The following is a 19495-nucleotide window of genomic DNA, read 5'->3' as shown; positions in this document are numbered from 1 at the left end:
ACCCAACAGTCGGGGGTTAACCGTCTTTCTCGATCTCACAAAGCAACGGATGCTGACACTCCCGTGCATATTGATTGACCTGCATTGCTTTGGTTTCCGCGACATCCCTGGTGTAGATGCCGCAAACGGCTCGCCCTTCGGTATGAACCGCCAGCATTATCTTGGTGGCGAGCTCCCGATTGTGGTTGAAAATTCCTTCGAGCACCTCGACGACGAAATCCATCGGCGTGTAGTCATCATTAAACATGACAACTTTGAACATGGGAGGTGCCTTCAGCGCTGGCTTGGCCTCTTCAACGGCCAGCCCAGACGAATCATCGTCAGCTCTACTGGGACGATCCTGGTTGAATACTAGTCGAATCTCGGGGAATGCACGCATGCGGATAACGGTTCTGGATCGGGGCGCCGAGGCCGGGTAAGTGGAAAGGCTTCACAGCCACCTGACGAGTCGCCTTGACTAACGGCAAAACGATGATACAAACAGTAATTGCCACAACGGCAACAGGTTGCGCGCATGGGGCCTATGTGCTGCATCAGCGCGGAATGAAATGGATGTTACTCCAGTGATGGACTCCTTTGCAGAGGGACAACAGCATGCTAAGCGGTAAGGTCAAGTGGTTCAACAACGCCAAGGGCTATGGATTCATCGTAGCAGACGGCGGCGATGAGGACCTGTTCGCCCACTACTCGGCTATCCAGATGGACGGGTACAGAACGCTCAAAGCCGGCCAGGCGGTCATGTTCGATATCCTGCAAGGTCCGAAGGGCCTGCACGCAACCAATATCAGGTCGTTGCCGACGACTGCCGAAGTGACTGCGACCGCCTCGCAGAATTCGACTGTCGACGCCTGATGCAATAAACAAAAAGGCCGATCTTCGATCGGCCTTTTTGTGCTGCTCTGCTTTTTACATGTGGGAAATCATGGCGTCGCCGAATTCGGAGCACGACATCAACGTTGCCCCGTCCATCAAGCGCTCGAAGTCATAGGTCACTGTTTTTGCCGCGATGGCGCCTTCGGTCGACTTGATGATCAAGTCAGCCGCCTCCACCCACCCCATATGCCGCAGCATCATCTCGGCAGATAGGACCAGCGAACCGGGGTTGACCTTATCTTGCCCCGCATACTTGGGCGCCGTACCGTGAGTGGCCTCGAACATGGCGACGGTATCCGATAGGTTGGCGCCCGGCGCGATACCGATACCACCCACTTCAGCAGCCAGCGCATCGGACAGGTAGTCGCCATTCAGATTGAGGGTGGCGATGACATCGTACTCTGCTGGTCGCAGCAGAATTTGCTGCAACATCGCATCAGCGATCGCATCCTTGACGACAATGTTCTTCCCAGTGTTGGGGTTCTTGAACTGCATCCACGGGCCGCCATCGAGCAACTCAGCACCGAATTCGTCCCGCGCCACTTCGTACCCCCACTCCTTGAAGGCCCCCTCGGTGAACTTCATGATGTTGCCCTTGTGCACAAGGGTGACAGAGCGGCGATCATTATCCACGGCATACTGAAGCGCTTTGCGAACCAGGCGCTTTGTGCCTTCTAGCGATACGGGCTTCACACCAATGCCGCAGTTCTCGGTGAAGCGAATTTTCTTGACGCCCATTTCTTCCGTGAGGAACTTGATGACCTTTTCCGCCTCAGGGGAGCCAGCCTTCCACTCGACGCCGGCATAAATGTCTTCCGAGTTTTCGCGGAAAATAACCATGTCCACATCAGCTGGCTTCTTCACAGGGCTGGGGACACCCGTAAACCAGCGAACAGGGCGCTGGCAGACGTACAGATCAAGCTCTTGACGCAAGGCTACGTTCAGCGAGCGAATGCCGCCCCCAACGGGGGTAGTGAGCGGCCCCTTGATCGAAACGACATAATCACGCACCACATCGAGCGTTTCTTTCGGTAGCCAGGTGTCCTGGTCGTAAACCTGCGTCGCTTTCTCCCCGGCATAGATTTCCATCCACGAAATCTTGCGCTGACCACCGTAAGCCTTCTCGACGGCCGCATCGACTACCTTGATCATCACCGGACTGATATCGATGCCGATCCCGTCTCCCTCGATATAAGGAATGATTGGGTTGTCTGGCACATTCAGGGTGTTATCGGCATTGACGGTGATTTTGTCACCGCCGGCAGGCACCTGGATCTTTTGGTATCCCATGCTGGACTCCGTTTTGTTGGTTAAAAACAGTGGTCATCCTCTCGGAGGGTAACCTAGTTGATTTCGCCGAAACCAGATGTTCATTGGTCTTAGAGGCAGGCCATTCTTCGTACATGACGTGCGGTGATATACTGCTTAGGTGACTAACGAGTCATAGGTCCCAGGCGGTCAACTATAGAGACTCCTGTCCTGAAACCGTTCGATTGCCATCGCAGCCGGACGGCTCGAATGCTCGACACTCTAGTGGTGCAACCAACATCATCGCGGCGAATCCTCGAGTTCTGGCATGCCAGACAGCTGCCAGAGCGCCTACCTGCGCATATCGAGGATCTGTGTACGCTCAGCAAGAGAGAGTTAACCCTACATGTCCACCCGCTCGAAGATCATCTATACCTTCACCGACGAAGCCCCGGCGCTGGCCACCTATTCGCTCCTGCCTATCGTTGAGGCATTTGCCGGTGCCGCAGACATCGCCGTCGAAACACGTGACATCTCTCTTGCGGGGCGCATCCTTGCCGCCTTCGCCGACCGCCTGGGTGCCGACAAGGGCATCGAAGACGACCTGGCAAAGCTGGCCGTGTTGGCCACCACTCCTGAAGCCAACATCATCAAATTGCCGAACATCAGCGCCTCGGTTCCCCAACTGCGCAACGCCATCGCCGAACTCCAGGCGCAAGGCTTCGATGTACCGAATTTCCCTGAAGATCCTCGCACGGATGAGGAGAAGGACATTCGCGCCCGCTACAGCAAGGTACTCGGCAGCGCCGTAAACCCTGTTCTGCGCGAAGGCAACTCCGACCGCCGGGCCCCTGCGGCCGTAAAGGCGTATGCACGCAAGCATCCCCACTCGATGGGCAAATGGAGCATGGCCTCGCAGTCCCATGCCGACTACATGCGCGGCGGCGATTTCTTTTCCAGCGAACAGTCCATCACCATGGCCGAAGCTGGCGACGTCCGCATCGAGTTCGTGGGTAACGATGGCCAGGTTGAGGTCAAGAAGCAGCTTTCGCTTGAAAAGGGCGAAGTGCTCGACAGCATGTTCATGAGCTGCAACAAACTGCGCCAGTTCTTCGAACAAACCCTGCAGGACTGCAAGGAAACTGGCGTCATGTGGTCCTTGCACGTCAAGGCGACCATGATGAAGGTGTCGCACCCGATCGTGTTCGGTCATGCAGTCAGCGTCTATTACAAGGAAGTCTTTGATAAGTACGCCGACCTGTTCAAGGAGCTCGGCGTCAACCCGAACAATGGGCTGTCTAGCGTCCACGACAAGATCAAGAGCCTGCCCGCCTCGCAGCAGGAAGAGATCCTGGACGACATTCACGCCTGCTACAGCCACCGCCCGGAAATGGCGATGGTCGATTCCGTCAAGGGCATCACCAACCTGCATATCCCGAGCGACGTCATCGTGGACGCCTCGATGCCAGCGATGATCCGCAGCTCCGGCAAGATGTGGGGCAAGGACGGCACGCTGAAAGACACCAAGGCGGTGATGCCAGAAAGCACCTACGCCCGAATCTATCAAGAGATGATCAACTTCTGCAAAACCAACGGTGCGTTTGACCCAACCACCATGGGCACCGTGCCGAACGTCGGCTTGATGGCGCAGAAGGCCGAAGAATACGGCTCACACGACAAGACCTTCGAAATGACCGCCAACGGTACGATGCGCGTCGTGCTCGCTGACGGCACCGTGCTCATGCAGCATCAGGTCGAAGCCGGCGACATCTGGCGTGCCTGCCAGACCAAGGACGCGCCGATCCGCGATTGGGTCAAGCTGGCCGTCACCCGTGCACGCCAGTCCAACACCCCTGCGATCTTCTGGCTCGATCCAGAGCGTGCGCATGACCGCGAGCTGCAGAAGAAGGTCGAAGCCTACCTGCAGAATCACGACCTGACCGGTCTGGACATTCGCATGATGGGCTACAACGAAGCCATCCGCGTCAGCATGGAGCGCCTCGTTCGTGGCCTGGACACCATTTCCGTGACCGGCAACGTGCTGCGCGACTACCTGACCGACTTGTTCCCGATCATGGAACTCGGCACCTCGGCCAAGATGCTGTCGATCGTTCCGTTGATGGCGGGCGGCGGCATGTACGAAACCGGCGCGGGCGGTTCGGCTCCCAAGCATGTCCAGCAACTGATCGAGGAAAACCACCTGCGCTGGGATTCGCTCGGCGAGTTCCTGGCACTGGCGGTATCGCTCGAGGAAACAGGAATCAAGACCGACAACGCGAAGGCCAAGGTGCTGGGCAAGACCCTGGATGCTGCCACCGGCAAGCTGCTCGACAACAACAAGTCGCCGTCGCGCCGCACAGGTGAGCTGGACAACCGCGGCAGCCACTTCTATTTGGCGCTGTACTGGGCACAGGAACTGGCCGCGCAGACCGAGGATTTGGACCTGCAGGCACAGTTCGCGCCGCTGGCCACGCAACTGAGCGAAAACGAGGAAAAAATCGTTGCGGAACTGGCAGAGGTCCAGGGCAAGCCGGTTGATATCGGCGGCTATTACCGCTCCAACCCCGAGCTGACGAGCAAGGTCATGCGGCCGAGCACGACCTTCAACAGCGCCCTCGCCTCGCTCGGCTGATCAGCCTGGCATAAGCTGCACCCAAAGAAGCCCCGGCACTGTCGGGGCTTTTTGTTTTACTCAACTCAAGGCGCCACCAAGATGACATGGCAACCCCATATAACCGTAGCCACCATCGTCGAAGCAGGCGGCCGCTTCCTCATGGTGGAGGAATCCAAAGGCGGTCAACTGGTCTTTAACCAACCCGCCGGCCACTTGGAGCCAAATGAAACGCTCAAGGCGGCCGCGATTCGTGAAACCCTCGAAGAGACCGGCTGGAGCGTCGAGCTGACCGGCGTGGTCGGCGTTTATCTCTATACCGCACCGAGCAACGGCGTGACCTATCAACGCGTGTGCTTTGCCGCAACCGCGCTTCACCATGACGCCGCGCGGCCGCTGGACGAAGGCATCGTCGCTGCTCGCTGGCTCACCCGAGAGGAACTGCTCGCGCAGCGCGCTCGCTGGCGCAGCGAGTTGATTCTGCGCTGCATTGACGATTATCTCGCCGGGCCGATCCACGCCCTGGCGGTCATTCGCGACTGACCGGGGCGCCGCGCGCGAAACGCGCCAAGCCTGCTAGAATTCCGCCCTTTCATCGTTCGCCCTGAGCCCGTATGCCTGTCTCCGCCAGCCCCACCCCCGAAAACCTGCGCGTCATCGTCGGCATGTCCGGCGGCGTCGATTCCTCGGTCTCAGCCTTGCTGCTCATGGAGCAGGGTTACCAGGTCGAAGGCCTGTTCATGAAGAACTGGGAAGAAGATGACGGCACCGAATACTGCACGGCTAAGGAAGACTTAGCGGACGCCCAGGCAGTCTGCGACAAGATTGGCATCCCGCTGCATACCGCCAACTTCGCCGCGGAGTATTGGGACAATGTGTTCGAGCATTTCCTGGCCGAATACAAGGCTGGGCGAACCCCCAATCCGGACATCCTTTGCAACCGGGAGATCAAGTTCAAGGCCTTCCTTGACTATGCGCTGACACTGGGCGCCGACCTCATTGCCACGGGCCACTACGTAAGGCGTCGGGATAGCCACGGTCGCAGCGAGCTGCTCAAGGGGCTCGACCCGAACAAGGACCAGAGTTATTTCCTTCATGCTGTCGGTGGAGCGCAGCTCAGTAGAACGCTGTTTCCGGTCGGCGAGCTGGAGAAGCCGGAGGTTCGCATCATTGCCGAACGGCATGGGCTCGCTACTGCCAAGAAGAAGGACTCGACTGGTATTTGCTTCATTGGCGAGCGCCGGTTCAGTGACTTCCTCAAGCAGTATCTGCCAGCCCAGCCCGGCGACATCGAAACGGTCGATGGGCAGCTGATTGGCCGCCACCACGGCCTCATGTATCACACCATCGGCCAACGCCAGGGGCTAGGTATCGGAGGGCTCAAGGATGCCGGTGACGACCCGTGGTATGTCCTCGCTAAGGATTTGACGCGAAACACATTGATCGTAGGCCAGGGCAACGACCACCCTCTGCTCTTCTCGCGCGCCCTGCTAACTTCGGACATCTACTGGGTCAATCCAATCGAGCTGAGCGGGCCGAAGCGGCTTAGTGCCAAGGTGCGCTATCGCCAGACCGACCAAGCATGCACGCTCGAACGCACCGAAACGGGCTATCGCGTCGTGTTCGACGAGCCGCAGCGCGCAGTGACACCGGGGCAGTCGGTCGTCCTTTATGACGGCGATGTCTGCTTGGGCGGCGGCGTGATCGAGACCGCCGAGCCTTGGCAAACCGGAGCGCGCCCATGACGCCGCTACAGGAACAACTCGTTGCGCTCGGCGCCGTATTCGAAGCGGCGGCGCTCGTCGACCGCATCGCGCGCACCGGGCAAGCGCCCAATGCAGCGCTCTCCAGCCTCTTGGGTAGCCTGCTCATCCGTGAAGAACTGCCCGCGCTGGACATCTACGGCGGCGACGATCTTAACTTGCGGGAAGGGTATCGGGCATTAGTCGGCGCGCTCGAGCGAGACACCAGCAGCCTGCAACGCGAACCGCTGCGCTATGCGCTGGCGATGATCGGGCTCGAACGTCAACTGGACAAGCGCCGCGACATGCTTCAAGTCATCGGCAGCCGACTGGACCAGATACAGGCGCAAGCGGACCATTTCGGCCTGACCCATGAAAACGTGATCGCCTCGTTCGGAGGCCTCTATCAAGACACGCTTAGCACGTTCCGCCAACGCATCCAGGTGCAGGGCGACATGCGTCATCTGCAGCAGCCGAACAACGCCGCGAAAATTCGTGCGTTACTGCTGGGGGGTATCCGAGCTGCGCGGCTCTGGCGCCAGCTAGGCGGGCATCGCTGGCAGATGATATTCAGCCGTAGAAAGATGCTCGACGCTCTCTATCCGCTGGTGCGCGCGGGTTGAACGGCCGTCCTTCGATCACGGCCCGGTAAAATTCCCCGGGTGGGATTCATGTATAATCGTCGCCCTCTTTTTAGTGCTCGAACGTCCGAGAATGCCCTCTATGCAGCTTTCCTCGCTCACCGCCGTATCCCCTGTCGACGGCCGCTATGGCGGCAAAACCAGCGCGTTGCGCCCGATCTTCAGCGAGTTCGGTCTGATCCGTTGCCGCGTTCTGGTAGAGGTGCGCTGGCTTCAACGCCTGGCCGCGCATGATGGCGTTCCCGAAGTCGCACCGTTTTCCGCCGAAGCCAATGCGCTCCTGAACAAGCTCGCCGAAGACTTCCAGATCGAGCACGCCGAGCGAGTCAAAGCCTTCGAGCGCACAACCAACCACGACGTGAAGGCGGTCGAATACTTGCTCAAAGAGCAGGCCAAGCAATTGCCGGAGCTCGCGAAGGTTAACGAGTTCATCCACTTCGCCTGCACCAGCGAAGACATCAACAATCTGTCTCACGCGCTGATGCTGCGTGAAGGCCGGGATCAGGTACTGCTGCCGCTGATGCGGCAGCTCGCCGATGCGATCAGGCAACTGGCGGTCGATCATGCGGATGTGCCCATGCTGTCCCGCACGCATGGCCAGCCAGCCTCACCGACCACGCTTGGCAAGGAACTGGCGAACGTGGTCTATCGCCTCGAGCGCCAGATTGCCCAGGTCGAAGCCGTGCCGCTGCTCGGCAAGATCAACGGTGCGGTGGGCAATTACAACGCTCATTTGTCCGCCTATCCGGACATCGATTGGGAAGCCAACGCACGTGAGTTCATCGAGGGCGACCTGGGCCTCACGTGGAACCCCTATACGACTCAGATCGAACCGCATGACTACATCGCTGAGCTGTTCGATGCGGTGGCGCGCTTCAACACCATCCTTATCGACTTCGATCGGGACGTGTGGGGGTACATCTCGCTCGGCTATTTCAAACAGCGCACCGTTGCCGGCGAAATTGGCTCCTCGACCATGCCGCACAAGGTCAACCCGATCGATTTCGAGAATTCCGAGGGCAATCTGGGCATTGCCAATGCCTTGCTTCAGCACCTTGCCAGCAAACTGCCCATTTCACGCTGGCAGCGCGACCTGACCGACTCGACGGTCCTTCGCAACCTGGGTGTAGGCTTCGCCCATAGCGTGATCGCTTACGAAGCAACGTTGAAAGGCATCAGCAAGCTGGAGCTCAATGCGCCTCGCATCGCTGAAGACCTGGACGCGTGTTGGGAAGTGCTGGCCGAGCCCATCCAGACGGTCATGCGCCGTTATGCCGTAGAGAACCCCTACGAGAAGCTCAAGGAGCTAACCCGCGGCAAGGGCATCAGCCCTGATGCGTTGGCGAAGTTCATCGACGATCTCGACATTCCGGCCGAGGCAAAGCAGGAACTGCGCAAGCTGACCCCTGCGTCCTACATTGGAAATGCGGCAGCACAAGCCAAGCGAATCTGAACCTTTTCTCTCTAGTACGCGCCCGGCTGTGCCGGGCGTTTTTATTGGCCGCTCGCCCATCGAGCAAGGTGCTCTCATGACATCCGACATCCCTCTGCAAATCCTTGGCGGTATCAGCGCGCGCGAATTTCTTCGGGACTACTGGCAGAAGAAACCGCTGCTGATCCGCCAGGCCATCCCAGGCTTCGAAAGTCCAGTTTCGCCCGATGAGCTGGCCGGGCTGTCGCTGGAGGAAGAAGTCGAATCGCGACTGGTGATCGAGCACGGCGAAAGTCCGTGGGAGCTGCGGCGGGGCCCTTTCACCGAGACCACCTATCAGGATCTGCCCGAACAGGACTGGACGCTATTGGTTCAAGCCGTCGATCAGCTCGTTCCTGAGGTAGCGCAGCTAATCGAGCACTTCCGCTTCCTACCGAACTGGCGTATCGATGACGTGATGGTCAGCTATGCCGCACCGGGCGGTGGTGTTGGCCCGCACTTCGACAACTACGACGTATTCCTGCTGCAGGCGCACGGCAAGCGGCGCTGGCGTGTCGGCCAAATGTGCGACTCGGACAGTGCGATGCTGCCTCATCAGGATCTGCGCATCCTCGCCGACTTCCGGTGCGGTGACGAATGGGTGCTGGAGCCCGGCGACATGCTTTACCTCCCGCCTCACCTGGCCCACTACGGCTCAGCGGAAGACGCATGCATGACCTATTCCCTCGGCTTCCGAGCACCGAGCGCAGCTGAGGTTCTGACGCATTTCACCGACTTTCTTGCGCAATTCCTACCGGACGAGGAACGCTACAGCGATCCTGACCTGAAACCCGCGGATGACCCTTATCAGATCCAGAGCGACGCCCTTGATCGCCTTCGTGCGATGCTCACCGAACACATGGGCGATGAGCGCCTGCTGCTGACCTGGTTCGGCCAGTTCATGACCGAACCACGCTACCCTGAGCGAGTACAGAACAACGAGCTCGAGCAGGACGAGTTGCTGGACAACTTAGGCGATGGCGCCGTGCTGGTTCGCAACCTCAGTGCCCGCCTCGCCTGGAGCGAGGTTGACATCGGGCTGTTGCTGTTCGCAAGTGGTCAGAGCCGCCTGCTACCGGCACACCTGAAGGATTTGCTCAAGCTGATATGCTCGGCCGACGCGCTGCATGAAGACAACCTCAGCCCGTGGCTCGCCGATGAGGATGGGCGTAACCTGATCTGGCAACTGGTCAAACAAGGAAGTCTGGAGTTCGCTGATGAGTGAGATTGAAGTACGTATCGCCGACTGGCAGCGAGACAACGCCGAACTGCGCCGGATTCGAGAAACGGTGTTCATTGCCGAACAGTCTGTCCCTCCGGAGCTTGAATGGGACGCTGACGATGCCGACGCGGTGCATTTCCTGGCGCTGGAAGATGGCTATGCCATTGGCACCGCGCGCCTGCTGGACGATGGGCACATTGGCCGCGTCTCAGTACTAAGGGACTGGCGTGGCTTGAATGTCGGCGAGGCGTTGATGCGCGCAGTGATCAGCGAGGCCGAACGGCGCGGGCTCGATGAGCAACATCTGACGGCACAGGTCCACGCAACCTCTTTCTACGAGCGGCTGGGCTTCGAGGTGACCAGCGACGAGTTCCTCGAGGCGGGTATTCCCCACGTCGACATGCTACGCAAGAGCCAATGACATGAGCGGAGGCGATCCGGATCGAAGCGAGGACACAAGCGACTTGCCGGCGATAGAGTTCGATTCGCCGGGTCGCTTCCCGCGCGGAGCCACACTCCCCGCTTCGGCACCCGCTAGCGCACTGGCCGATCGTTCTGCTGAGCGCCACCCCTTCGAGACGGCTGAACAGGCCAGGCACCATGCGCTAAGCCTGATGCAACAGGCGCGTCGCAACCTTGCCCTGTACAGCACGGACCTAGAATCCTGGCTGTACAGCCGAGTGGAAATCCAGCAAGCCTGCGCCCGCTTGCTGCGCGCGCATCCGCGAAATCGTATGCGCATCCTGCTCGCCGACTCGTCTCGGGCAATACGCGAGAGCCATCGCCTGCTTGCCCTGTCACGAAGGCTGACAAGCAACTTGCATATTCGCCGACTCAACCCGGATTATCCGATCGAGCAAAGCACTTTCCTGATCGTTGATGAACAGGGTGTGCTGATCCGGCCAAGCCCTGAGCTATTTGCCGGATACGCGGTGTACCAGGACGCAGCCCGGGCACGCCAACGCCAGCAGATGTTCGACTCCGCTTGGGCCCACAGCCTGCCGGACCCTGACCTGAGGAGCTTCTTGCTATGAGCCGGTGCCGCCTTGCTGCGATTTCAGTTTTTCTGATAAGCCTGTCCACCCAGGCGGCAACCGAAGTGATTCCGCTGGACTTCCGAATGGCCGAAGACGTTCTGCCCATCGCCCAGTCGGTGGTAGGCAATCAGGGGAAGGTCAACGCTTATGGCAACCAATTGATCGTGAATGCCCCCGATGAGGTGATTGGTGAGCTTCGGCAGGTACTGTCACAGTTGGACACCGAGCCGAAGCGCCTACTGATCAGCGTCGACACTCAGAACACCGCGAGCGATGCCGGCAGCGGCTATCAGGTCGATGGGGCGATTCGTGGCGGCAATGTCAGCATCGAGACAGGCCAGGGCGAGCGCAGGGGGCGGGACGAGGTCCGCATCATTCGGCACAGCACGCAAAGCCAAGGGGGCGGCATCCAGCAAGTGCAGGCAACCGAGGGCTACCCGGCGTTGATTCAGGTCGGCCAGAGCGTTCCGATCACTACGCGTAGTACCGACGGCTACGGCCAGATCTACCAACAAACTCAATATCGCGACGTGTCTCGTGGCTTCTATGCGACCGCCACGGTTCAGGGCGAGCGCGTCCAAGTTACCATCAGCAGCCACAACGACCGCCTTAACAGTGCCCACCCTGATGTGATCGACATTCAGGAAACTGATACGCGGGTCAGCGGCCGGCTGGGCGAATGGATTTCGCTAGGCGGCGTTAACGAAAGCGCTACCTCCGAGCAGCGAGGCTCGCTGCGTCGCTACTCCACGAACGGGCAGCAGGACCACTCGCTTCGCCTCAAGGTCGAACGCCTCGATTAACGTCCCCTCCCATCTTCCTTCCGCGAAATATGTAGTGCCTTAAAAAAACCACTACAAAACATTTGACGAAGCAATGTGCCCGGCGCATCATGGCCCCGCTCCCGCTAACCAGGGGCCCTTAAAGGGTCTCCGGATCGCTCGGCCAACCAGCAAGCGTTCCGTGACTGCACTGCCCACAAGGCGGACTGACGAGGTTGCGACTGGAACGAGTCGTCCTGAGGGACGGGGAAGCGATTGACGTACAGCATGAAGATCAGTCCGCTAAGCCACTCATGGCGCCTGCCAGTGTGTTGGAATGCCACGACCATTCCCTTAGTTGCCTTGCTCTTCTTGCGGTCGTAACTGCACACCCTCCTCCTGGTCAATCTCGTCTCGGTCGGTATTTCGACGCTCTGCCGCATGTTGCTCGCATGATGAGCCCAGCATGCAGGTTTCGGTGGGAACAGTCGGTGCTCAACCAAACACGAATTTCTCTCGAAAGGATTGACCATGTCCGCTTATCAAAACGACATCAAAGCCGTTGCCGCGCTGAAAGAAGCAGCTGGAAGCAGTTGGAGCGCGATCAACCCTGAGTCCGTGGCCCGCATGCGCGCCCAGAACCGCTTCAAGACTGGCCTGGAAATCGCTCAATACACCGCGGACATCATGCGCCGGGATATGGCCGAGTACGATGCGGACTCGTCGCTGTACACGCAGTCGCTTGGTTGCTGGCATGGATTCATCGGCCAGCAGAAGCTGATCTCTATCAAGAAGCACCTCAAGACCACCAACAAGCGCTACCTCTACCTGTCCGGCTGGATGGTTGCGGCTCTGCGTTCGGAGTTCGGTCCGCTGCCGGACCAGTCGATGCACGAAAAAACGGCTGTCTCCGACCTGATCGAGGAGCTGTACACGTTCCTGCGCCAAGCTGACTCTCGTGAACTGGACCTGCTGTTCACCGCTCTGGACGCTGCCCGTGCCGCTGGCGATACCGCCAAGGCCAACGAGATCCAGAACCAGATCGACAATCACGAAACGCACATTGTCCCGATCATTGCCGACATCGATGCCGGCTTCGGTAACCCTGAAGCCACTTATCTGCTGGCCAAGCGCATGATCGAAGCAGGCGCCTGCTGCATCCAGATTGAGAACCAGGTTTCTGACGAAAAGCAATGCGGCCACCAGGACGGCAAGGTTACCGTTCCGCACGCTGACTTTCTCGCCAAGATCGCGGCCGTCCGCTACGCCTTCCTCGAGCTGGGCATCGACAACGGCGTGATCGTTGCACGTACCGACTCGCTGGGGGCCGGCCTGACCAAGCAGATCGCCGTGACCAAGGAGCCGGGCGACCTCGGCGACCTGTATAACTCGTTCCTGGATTGTGAAGAGATCTCCGAAGCCGAACTGGGTAATGGCGACGTGGTCATCAAGCGTGAAGGCAAGCTGCTGCGGCCCAAGCGCCTGCCGAGCAACCTCTTCCAGTTCCGCAAGGGCACCGGCGAAGATCGCTGCGTCCTGGATTGCATCACCTCGCTGCAGAATGGCGCTGACCTACTGTGGATCGAAACCGAGAAGCCGCACGTAGGCCAGATCAAGGCCATGGTTGACCGCATCCGCCACGTCGTCCCGAACGCCAAGCTGGTCTACAACAACAGCCCATCGTTCAACTGGACCCTGAACTTCCGTCAACAGGTGTTCGATGCGTTCGTTGCGGAGGGCAAGGACGTGTCCGCCTACGACCGCGCCAAGCTGATGAGCGTTGAATACGACGAGACCGAGCTCGCCCAGGTTGCCGACGAGAAGATCCGTACCTTCCAGCGCGACGGTTCGGCCCACGCCGGTATCTTCCACCACCTGATCACCCTGCCGACTTACCACACTGCCGCACTCTCCACCGACAATCTGGCCAAGGGCTACTTTGCCGACCAAGGCATGCTGGCCTACGTCAAGGGCGTCCAGCGTGAGGAGCTTCGCCAGGGCATCGCTTGCGTCAAGCACCAGAACATGGCCGGTTCCGATATTGGTGATAACCACAAAGAGTACTTCGCTGGCGAAGCGGCTCTGAAGGCCAGCGGCAAAGACAACACCATGAACCAATTCCACTGATCATGGTGCCGGCCCGGGTGAGCCGGGCCGGATAAATTTCCCAACCCCGGCCTTGTGCCGGGGCTTTTTTTTGCGTCAGCAAACCTCTCGTCGGCCGGCGCAAGCCTGTCATTAACTTGTCGCGTGCACCCTATAGCGTCATGGCTCCGTCGATTAGCCTAATGGAGCCTCAATCGTGACTGACGATAATCACAGCATCATGTTCGGCAATGGTGATGAACGCCCCAGCAACCGTTCCACCAACCCGCATATCCAGGATGTGATCGCCCTAGGGCGACGCCAAATCCTCGCCGGCGGCGCCGCGCTGGGTGCACTGGCGTTCCTGGGCGGGATGCCGGCGATCGCTCAAGCCGCCGCACCTCAAGGCAAAGCGCCGGCCTTTCAACGCCGCAGCCGTCTCCCCTTTGGTGCCGTAGGGGTTACGCGCGCTGACGCTATCACGGTCCCAGAAGGCTATACCGCAGAAGTATTCATTCCGTGGGGTACGCCCATTTGCGGTAGTTATCCTGCTTATCTCGAGGACGCAAGCAACAGCGCCGAAGATCAGGCACAGCAGACCGGCATGCACCACGACGGCATGCACTTCTTTCCAATGGACGCGCGATTCAAGGGACGAAAGAGCGACCATGGTTTGCTGGCTCTGAACCACGAGTACGTCGATAGTGCGTTGCTGCATCCGAACGGACCGACGGTCCAGGATGGCAAGCGCACAAAAGCGGAAGAAGTTCGCAAGGAAATCAATGCCCATGGCGTCTCGGTCGTTGAAATCAAGCGCAACGCACGCGGCGACTGGGCGGTGCTGCCTTCTGCTCGCAACCGCCGCATCACCGGTGCGACGCCGATGCGCATCGAAGGCCCAGCGCGCGGCCATGACCTCATGAAAACACGCTACAGCCCAAGCGGTACTACCGCTCGAGGCACACTGAACAACTGCTCTAACGGCTATACCCCGTGGGGCACTTATCTGACCTGCGAGGAGAACTGGGCGGGTTACTTTGCCAGCCGCGACACCGAATTACCCAGACACCTCGATCGCTATGGTGTGCAATCGACCGGCCGCTATGGATGGGAAACCGTACCGGGGGACGAATTCCAGCGTTTCGATGCGACCATCACCGGCAACGATCCTCGCGCCGACTATAGAAACGAGCCCAACACCTTTGGCTGGATTGTAGAAATCGATCCATTCGACCCGGATTCCACGCCGGTGAAGCGCACTGCTCTTGGCCGCTTCGCCCATGAAGGGTTGGTCTTTGCGCCGGCCAAAGCCGGTTGGCCGGTCGTGTGTTATTCCGGCGACGATTCCCAGAACGAGTACATCTACAAATACATCAGCCGAGACAAGTACCGCCCACTTCGTGGCGACAGCCGCCTGCTCGATGAAGGGACGCTGTACGTAGCGCGCTTCAATCCGGACGGTAGCGGCGACTGGCTTGCGTTGGATATCGAGGACACGAACTTCCAGCAGGCGTGTTTGGCCGCTGGCGTACAGTTTCGCGATCAAGGAGAGGTGCTGATCAACACCCGGCTTGCTGCGGATATCGTCGGCGCAACAAAAATGGACCGCCCCGAGTGGGGAGCCGTGCACCCTGATTCAGGCGAAGTGTATTTCACACTCACCAATAACTCGGCCCGTCAGGAGCCGAACGCAGCCAATCCGCGCTCGCCAAACCCGTACGGACATATCATCCGCTGGCGTGAGGACGGCCGTAATAACATCGGTACGCGGTTTAGCTGGGATCTCTACCTGCTCGCCGGACCGGAAAGCGACAGCCGCGATCCGCGCGGCAATGCGCTCGACGCCAGTAACATCCTGGCAAGCCCCGATGGGCTTTGGTTCGATGATGAAGGTCGTCTGTGGATCCAGACTGACATGAGTGGCAGCCAACTGCGCTCGGGTCCATTCGGTAACAATCAGATGCTCGTATCCGATCCGAAGTCCGGCGAGACGAAGCGCTTCCTGGTTGGCCCGCTTGGAGCTGAAATCACGGGTATCACGTCGACGCCGGACTTCCGGACGGTCTTCGTCAACGTTCAGCACCCGGGCGAGGGTTCGACGCCAACCCAGTTCACCAGCGTTTGGCCGGACGGCCCCGGACGGCGCCCACGCTCGGCGACTGTAATCATCCGTCGCACGGACGGTGGCCGGGTGCTCTGACCTTCGGGAAACCAGGTGCGCCCAGCCGGCGCACCTAAACCGGTGAATCGTTTTCAGGAGAGGTGAACAAACCCCAGGCTGAGATAAAGAGTGCCGCGATCAACGGCCCAATCACGAAGCCATTCAGACCGAACAACGCAAGCCCACCGAGCGTTGAAATCAACACTACGTAATCAGGCATCTTCGTATCCTTGCCCACCAGAATCGGCCGAAGAATGTTGTCCACTAGCCCGATCACCAAGATTCCGTAGAGTGTCAGCACGACACCCTGAACGACCATGCCCTGCATGAGAAAGTAGATGGCGACGGGGGTCCATATGATGCCAGCCCCCACTGCCGGCAATAACGAAAGAAACGCCATCAGCACGCCCCAGAGCAACGCGCCTGGAATATCCAGAACAGCGAAAATCACCCCACCTAAGAAGCCCTGTGTAGCGGCGACAACGATGTTGCCCTTGACTGTCGCTCGCACCACTCGTGTGAATTTGCTGAAAAGCCTGCGCTTCTGCGTATCACTTAATGGCAGTGCACGGCGTACCTTGCCGACCAGTTCGCGTCCGTCGCGAATTAGGAAGAATAGAAGGTAGAGCATGACGAAAAAGCTGATTACGAACTGGAACGTACCCTGTCCGAAGCTGAACGCCTTGGTCGCAAGGAACTGGCTCCCCTCCAACGCGCCACTGGCTAGGCGATTCCGTATTTGATCGATATCGCCAAACCCAAAGCGCTGCATCTGGCCTTGTACCGAAGCAGGCAACAGATCTTTCGCACTTTCCACAATACCGCCGATATCCAACTCACCGCTTTCGATCTGCCGATATAGCGATGCGCCTTCCTGAACTAACAACCCCGTGATGAAGATCACTGGCAGAACGGCGACCATCAGCGAGACCAGCAGCGTGATTAAAGCAGTCAGGTTGCGCCGGTTGCCGAGTCGCTTGTAAAGCCAACGCTGCAGCGGCGCAAAGATAATGGCGAGAATTACGGCCCAGAACACTGCGCCATAGAACGGGTAAAGAATCCAGCCAAATGCGACGGATACGACGAGCAACAGCGCCAGAAAGACTTTTTGCTCCAGGGTCGTATTCACTCGTGATGTTCCTATCGCTGACGGGACTGTTCATTAGTCAGCGATTGCGCTCAGGAGTGCTGGAGCAATGAGGGGCTGCGGAGCCAGCCCCCAGGTTTAGAGCACCATCGCGGCAATCCAGCCGAAACCTAGCAAGGGCAGGTTGTAATGCAGGAACGTCGGGACGACCGTGTCCCAGATATGGTTATGTTGCCCGTCTGCGTTCAAACCTGCGGTTGGACCAAGTGTCGAGTCCGAAGCTGGTGATCCTGCATCACCGAGCGCGCCGGCGGTGCCTACGAGACTGACAATGGCCAAGGGACTAAACCCCAACTCCAGGCCTAGTGGAACGAAGATTGCCGCGATGATCGGCACGGTGGAGAACGACGAACCGATACCGATGGTGACCAGAAGGCCTACCAACAGCATCATCAGCGCTCCGACAGCCTTGCTGCTACCAATCCAGGCCGTCGATGCATCCACCAGAGCTTTCACTTCTCCAGTAGCACGCATGACCTCTGCGAAACCTGCGGCCGCGATCATGATGAAACCGATCATGGCCATCATTTTCATACCTTCCGTGAACAGATCATCGGCCTCTCTCCAGCGCACCACGCCAGATACGGAAAAGATAACAAAACCAACCAAGGCACCCAGGATCATCGAGTCGAGCCATAGTTGAACAATGAAAGCAGCCCCGACAGCAATGGCAGCTACCATCAAGGTCAAGCCGCTGTAGCGCGCACCGCGCGCCTCGACCTTCTCGATTTTCGCCAGCTCATATTTTCGAGGCTTGCGATAGCTGAATAAGGCTACAAGCAGCCCAGTGCACATCCCGATCGCCGGAATAAGCATCGCCTGACTTACATTGACGGAGCTGATGTCTGCTCCGTTCTGGTCGACATTGGCAAGCAAAATTTCATTAAGAAAAATGCTGCCGAAACCAACCGGAAGGAACATGTACGGAGTAACGAGCCCGAAAGCCAATACGCAAGCAATCAAACGTCTATCGATCTGAAGCTTGCTCAGTACGCACAGCAGTGGCGGTACAAGGAGCGGAATAAACGCGATATGGATAGGTAGAATGTTCTGCGAAGATACCGCAACAACGAGCAGCAGGAGGATCATGATCCATTTGACTGAGCCGGCCGCCTGCGAATCCTGCGACCCCACCATCGCAAGTGCACGATCAGCAAGCGCGTTGGCCAGCCCACTCTTGCCAATCGCAACGGCAAACGCGCCCAAAAGCGCGTACGAGAGGGCGACCGTCGCGCCTCCCCCGAGGCCTTTATTGAAAGCTGCCAAGCTACCCTCCAGGCCCAGACCACCTACCAGCCCCCCAGCAATCGCGCCTGCGATGAGCGCCACCACCACGTGTACTCGACACAAACTCAAGATCAGCATAATGCCGACTGCTGCCACTACCGCGTTCATTCAGATTCCCTAGTCGGCTGCAAAAAGCGCAGTACTTTGCCCTAACGGTGAAGTACTGTCAAAAACGACGAGCGCGCTGACAGCAGCAATGCAAGCTCAAACAGCGTAGAATCCGGGCTTATCTTTACTCAGCTCGGCCGGATTGTTTCGTGGAAATCTTCAAAGAGTTTACTTTCGAGTCAGCACACCGCCTGCCCCATGTACCCGCCGGCCATAAGTGCGGCCGCCTGCACGGGCATTCGTTCCGGGTCGCACTGTATATAAAAGGCGATGTAGACCCGCATACTGGTTGGATTCGAGATTTCAGCGAAATCAAGGAAATCTTCAGGCCACTCTACGAGCAGCTCGATCACAACTATCTAAATGATCTGCCAGGCCTGGAGAATCCAACCAGCGAAAACTTGGCACGCTGGATCTGGCAGCAATTAAAGCCTTTGCTACCTGAACTCTCTCGTATACGAATCCATGAGACTTGCACGAGTGGCTGCGAGTATATCGGCGATTGATGTTTAATCTGGGTATCGCGCGGTACGAAAGAGCGAGCCAATATCGGGCCGGGCTCGCCCATTACTCTTGTCACCCACACCTTAGCGGTGGTCTCAGTAGAGTTCATTCGAGACATTCCCGGATTCTGGAAATGCGACCAACAGAACCTCCCACTGGATGACTTACTTAACATCCCCCTCTTACACCCCGCGACCGAGGCCCTCTTGAAGATGGTTGCTTTTTAGCGGTCAACCTATATTGGACAGAGAGTCAAGCTTGCTTCGGCCGTCTCAGATTTAGCTCATGAATGACTTGATGCTTGCTGATCCAGCTGTAACGACGGTCAGGTACTGTGATGATGTCCGATACTGGGTGATGTTCCACTGCGCTTCCTGAGCGGCTTACAGCCGGTCGCAGGAAGCGACTCTGAATCGCCCCGGGTTTCGTGGAGGCCTCAGCTCTTGAGAGATGAGGCCATGAGAAAGACTACTACCTACTCCCCTGAAGTCCGTGAACGTGCTGTGCGCATGGTTCTGGAACACCTGAACGACTATCCGTCCGAGTGGGCAGCCATTGAGGCCATCGCTCCGAAGATTGGCTGTGCCGCGCAAACCC

17 protein-coding genes and 1 pseudogene are annotated in these 19495 nt (G+C 58.6%); 14 read left to right on the top strand and 4 right to left on the bottom strand.

Annotated features, from left to right (window positions below; genetic code table 11):
• Positions 1–16: 16 nt before the first annotated feature.
• Positions 17–379, bottom strand: coding sequence for an ATP-dependent Clp protease adapter ClpS (gene clpS, locus KXR72_RS19410; protein WP_437422739.1), 363 nt, complete (start codon positions 377–379; stop codon positions 17–19).
• 215 nt (positions 380–594) lie between these two features.
• Between clpS and cspD the strand changes: the two genes are divergently transcribed.
• Positions 595–852 (top strand): cold shock domain-containing protein CspD, encoded by a 258-nt coding sequence (gene cspD / locus KXR72_RS19405; protein WP_437422738.1) that lies wholly within the window; start codon positions 595–597, stop codon positions 850–852.
• Positions 853–906: 54 nt separating this feature from the next.
• On the opposite strand, the gene icd is transcribed toward cspD, so the two are convergent.
• Positions 907–2163 (bottom strand): NADP-dependent isocitrate dehydrogenase, encoded by a 1257-nt coding sequence (icd, locus tag KXR72_RS19400; RefSeq protein ID WP_437422737.1) that lies wholly within the window; start codon positions 2161–2163, stop codon positions 907–909.
• A gap of 364 nt (positions 2164–2527) precedes the next feature.
• Between icd and KXR72_RS19395 the strand changes: the two genes are divergently transcribed.
• From KXR72_RS19395 to KXR72_RS19345, 11 genes are all read left to right on the top strand, one after another.
• Positions 2528–4753, top strand: coding sequence for an NADP-dependent isocitrate dehydrogenase (locus KXR72_RS19395; protein WP_437422736.1), 2226 nt, complete (start codon positions 2528–2530; stop codon positions 4751–4753).
• An 81-nt stretch (positions 4754–4834) separates the two neighbouring features.
• Positions 4835–5275, top strand: coding sequence for an NUDIX hydrolase (locus KXR72_RS19390; RefSeq protein WP_437422735.1), 441 nt, complete (start codon positions 4835–4837; stop codon positions 5273–5275).
• 71 nt (positions 5276–5346) lie between these two features.
• Positions 5347–6477, top strand: coding sequence for a tRNA 2-thiouridine(34) synthase MnmA (gene mnmA / locus KXR72_RS19385; RefSeq protein WP_437422734.1), 1131 nt, complete (start codon positions 5347–5349; stop codon positions 6475–6477).
• Positions 6474–7097 carry a high frequency lysogenization protein HflD gene (gene hflD, locus KXR72_RS19380; RefSeq protein WP_437422733.1) on the top strand — a complete coding sequence of 208 codons (624 nt, stop codon included), beginning with the start codon at positions 6474–6476 and terminating at the stop codon, positions 7095–7097. The genes mnmA and hflD overlap by 4 nt, the downstream gene beginning before the upstream one ends.
• A 100-nt stretch (positions 7098–7197) precedes the next feature.
• The gene (purB, locus tag KXR72_RS19375) at positions 7198–8568 is read left to right on the top strand and encodes an adenylosuccinate lyase (protein WP_437422732.1); all 1371 of its coding nucleotides are present in this window, start codon (positions 7198–7200) and stop codon (positions 8566–8568) included.
• Between the two features lie 76 nt (positions 8569–8644).
• Entirely contained in the window at positions 8645–9811 is a 1167-nt protein-coding gene (locus tag KXR72_RS19370) for a JmjC domain-containing protein (RefSeq protein WP_437422731.1), read from the top strand.
• Positions 9804–10229 carry a GNAT family N-acetyltransferase gene (locus tag KXR72_RS19365; RefSeq protein WP_437422730.1) on the top strand — a complete coding sequence of 142 codons (426 nt, stop codon included), beginning with the start codon at positions 9804–9806 and terminating at the stop codon, positions 10227–10229. Before KXR72_RS19370 ends, KXR72_RS19365 begins: the two co-directional genes overlap by 8 nt.
• A gap of 1 nt (position 10230) precedes the next feature.
• Positions 10231–10842, top strand: a complete 612-nt coding sequence (locus tag KXR72_RS19360) for a histone acetyltransferase HPA2 (protein WP_437422729.1) — start codon at positions 10231–10233, stop codon at positions 10840–10842.
• On the top strand, positions 10839–11648 hold the full coding sequence (locus KXR72_RS19355) for a secretin N-terminal domain-containing protein (protein ID WP_437422728.1): 810 nt from the start codon (positions 10839–10841) through the stop codon (positions 11646–11648). Before KXR72_RS19360 ends, KXR72_RS19355 begins: the two co-directional genes overlap by 4 nt.
• A gap of 489 nt (positions 11649–12137) precedes the next feature.
• Positions 12138–13733 carry an isocitrate lyase gene (locus KXR72_RS19350; RefSeq protein WP_437422727.1) on the top strand — a complete coding sequence of 532 codons (1596 nt, stop codon included), beginning with the start codon at positions 12138–12140 and terminating at the stop codon, positions 13731–13733.
• 199 nt (positions 13734–13932) lie between these two features.
• Positions 13933–15891 (top strand): PhoX family protein, encoded by a 1959-nt coding sequence (locus tag KXR72_RS19345; RefSeq protein WP_437422836.1) that lies wholly within the window; start codon positions 13933–13935, stop codon positions 15889–15891.
• A gap of 34 nt (positions 15892–15925) precedes the next feature.
• Here KXR72_RS19345 and KXR72_RS19340 read toward each other — a convergent pair whose 3' ends face one another.
• Positions 15926–16981, bottom strand: a complete 1056-nt coding sequence (locus KXR72_RS19340; protein ID WP_437422726.1) for an AI-2E family transporter — start codon at positions 16979–16981, stop codon at positions 15926–15928.
• Positions 16982–17077: 96 nt separating this feature from the next.
• Positions 17078–18394: a Na+/H+ antiporter family protein gene (locus tag KXR72_RS19335; RefSeq protein WP_437422725.1), complete on the bottom strand. Its 1317-nt coding sequence runs from the start codon at positions 18392–18394 to the stop codon at positions 17078–17080.
• Between the two features lie 149 nt (positions 18395–18543).
• Between KXR72_RS19335 and queD the strand changes: the two genes are divergently transcribed.
• A complete protein-coding gene (queD, locus tag KXR72_RS19330) occupies positions 18544–18900 on the top strand; it encodes a 6-carboxytetrahydropterin synthase QueD (RefSeq protein ID WP_437422724.1) in 357 nt (118 codons plus the stop codon).
• A 456-nt stretch (positions 18901–19356) separates the two neighbouring features.
• Positions 19357–19495, top strand: a pseudogene (locus tag KXR72_RS19325) (IS3 family transposase); the annotation flags it as partial.

The sequence above is a fragment of the Stutzerimonas chloritidismutans genome (genome assembly GCF_051486945.1).
Taxonomy (GTDB): Bacteria; Pseudomonadota; Gammaproteobacteria; order Pseudomonadales; family Pseudomonadaceae; genus Stutzerimonas; species Stutzerimonas chloritidismutans_B.
Note: the sequence above shows the minus strand (reverse complement) of the source record. Positions and strands in the feature narration are given on the sequence as shown.

Bases quoted from the DNA above. Each gene is read 5' to 3' on its own strand.
- clpS (WP_437422739.1), bottom strand. From the start codon at position 379: ATGCGTGCATTCCCCGAGATTCGACTAGTATTCAACCAGGATCGTCCC.
- cspD (WP_437422738.1), top strand. From the start codon at position 595: ATGCTAAGCGGTAAGGTCAAGTGGTTCAACAACGCCAAGGGCTATGGA.
- icd (WP_437422737.1), bottom strand. From the start codon at position 2,163: ATGGGATACCAAAAGATCCAGGTGCCTGCCGGCGGTGACAAAATCACC.
- KXR72_RS19395 (WP_437422736.1), top strand. From the start codon at position 2,528: ATGTCCACCCGCTCGAAGATCATCTATACCTTCACCGACGAAGCCCCG.
- KXR72_RS19390 (WP_437422735.1), top strand. From the start codon at position 4,835: ATGACATGGCAACCCCATATAACCGTAGCCACCATCGTCGAAGCAGGC.
- mnmA (WP_437422734.1), top strand. From the start codon at position 5,347: ATGCCTGTCTCCGCCAGCCCCACCCCCGAAAACCTGCGCGTCATCGTC.
- hflD (WP_437422733.1), top strand. From the start codon at position 6,474: ATGACGCCGCTACAGGAACAACTCGTTGCGCTCGGCGCCGTATTCGAA.
- purB (WP_437422732.1), top strand. From the start codon at position 7,198: ATGCAGCTTTCCTCGCTCACCGCCGTATCCCCTGTCGACGGCCGCTAT.
- KXR72_RS19370 (WP_437422731.1), top strand. From the start codon at position 8,645: ATGACATCCGACATCCCTCTGCAAATCCTTGGCGGTATCAGCGCGCGC.
- KXR72_RS19365 (WP_437422730.1), top strand. From the start codon at position 9,804: ATGAGTGAGATTGAAGTACGTATCGCCGACTGGCAGCGAGACAACGCC.
- KXR72_RS19360 (WP_437422729.1), top strand. From the start codon at position 10,231: ATGAGCGGAGGCGATCCGGATCGAAGCGAGGACACAAGCGACTTGCCG.
- KXR72_RS19355 (WP_437422728.1), top strand. From the start codon at position 10,839: ATGAGCCGGTGCCGCCTTGCTGCGATTTCAGTTTTTCTGATAAGCCTG.
- KXR72_RS19350 (WP_437422727.1), top strand. From the start codon at position 12,138: ATGTCCGCTTATCAAAACGACATCAAAGCCGTTGCCGCGCTGAAAGAA.
- KXR72_RS19345 (WP_437422836.1), top strand. From the start codon at position 13,933: ATGTTCGGCAATGGTGATGAACGCCCCAGCAACCGTTCCACCAACCCG.
- KXR72_RS19335 (WP_437422725.1), bottom strand. From the start codon at position 18,394: ATGAACGCGGTAGTGGCAGCAGTCGGCATTATGCTGATCTTGAGTTTG.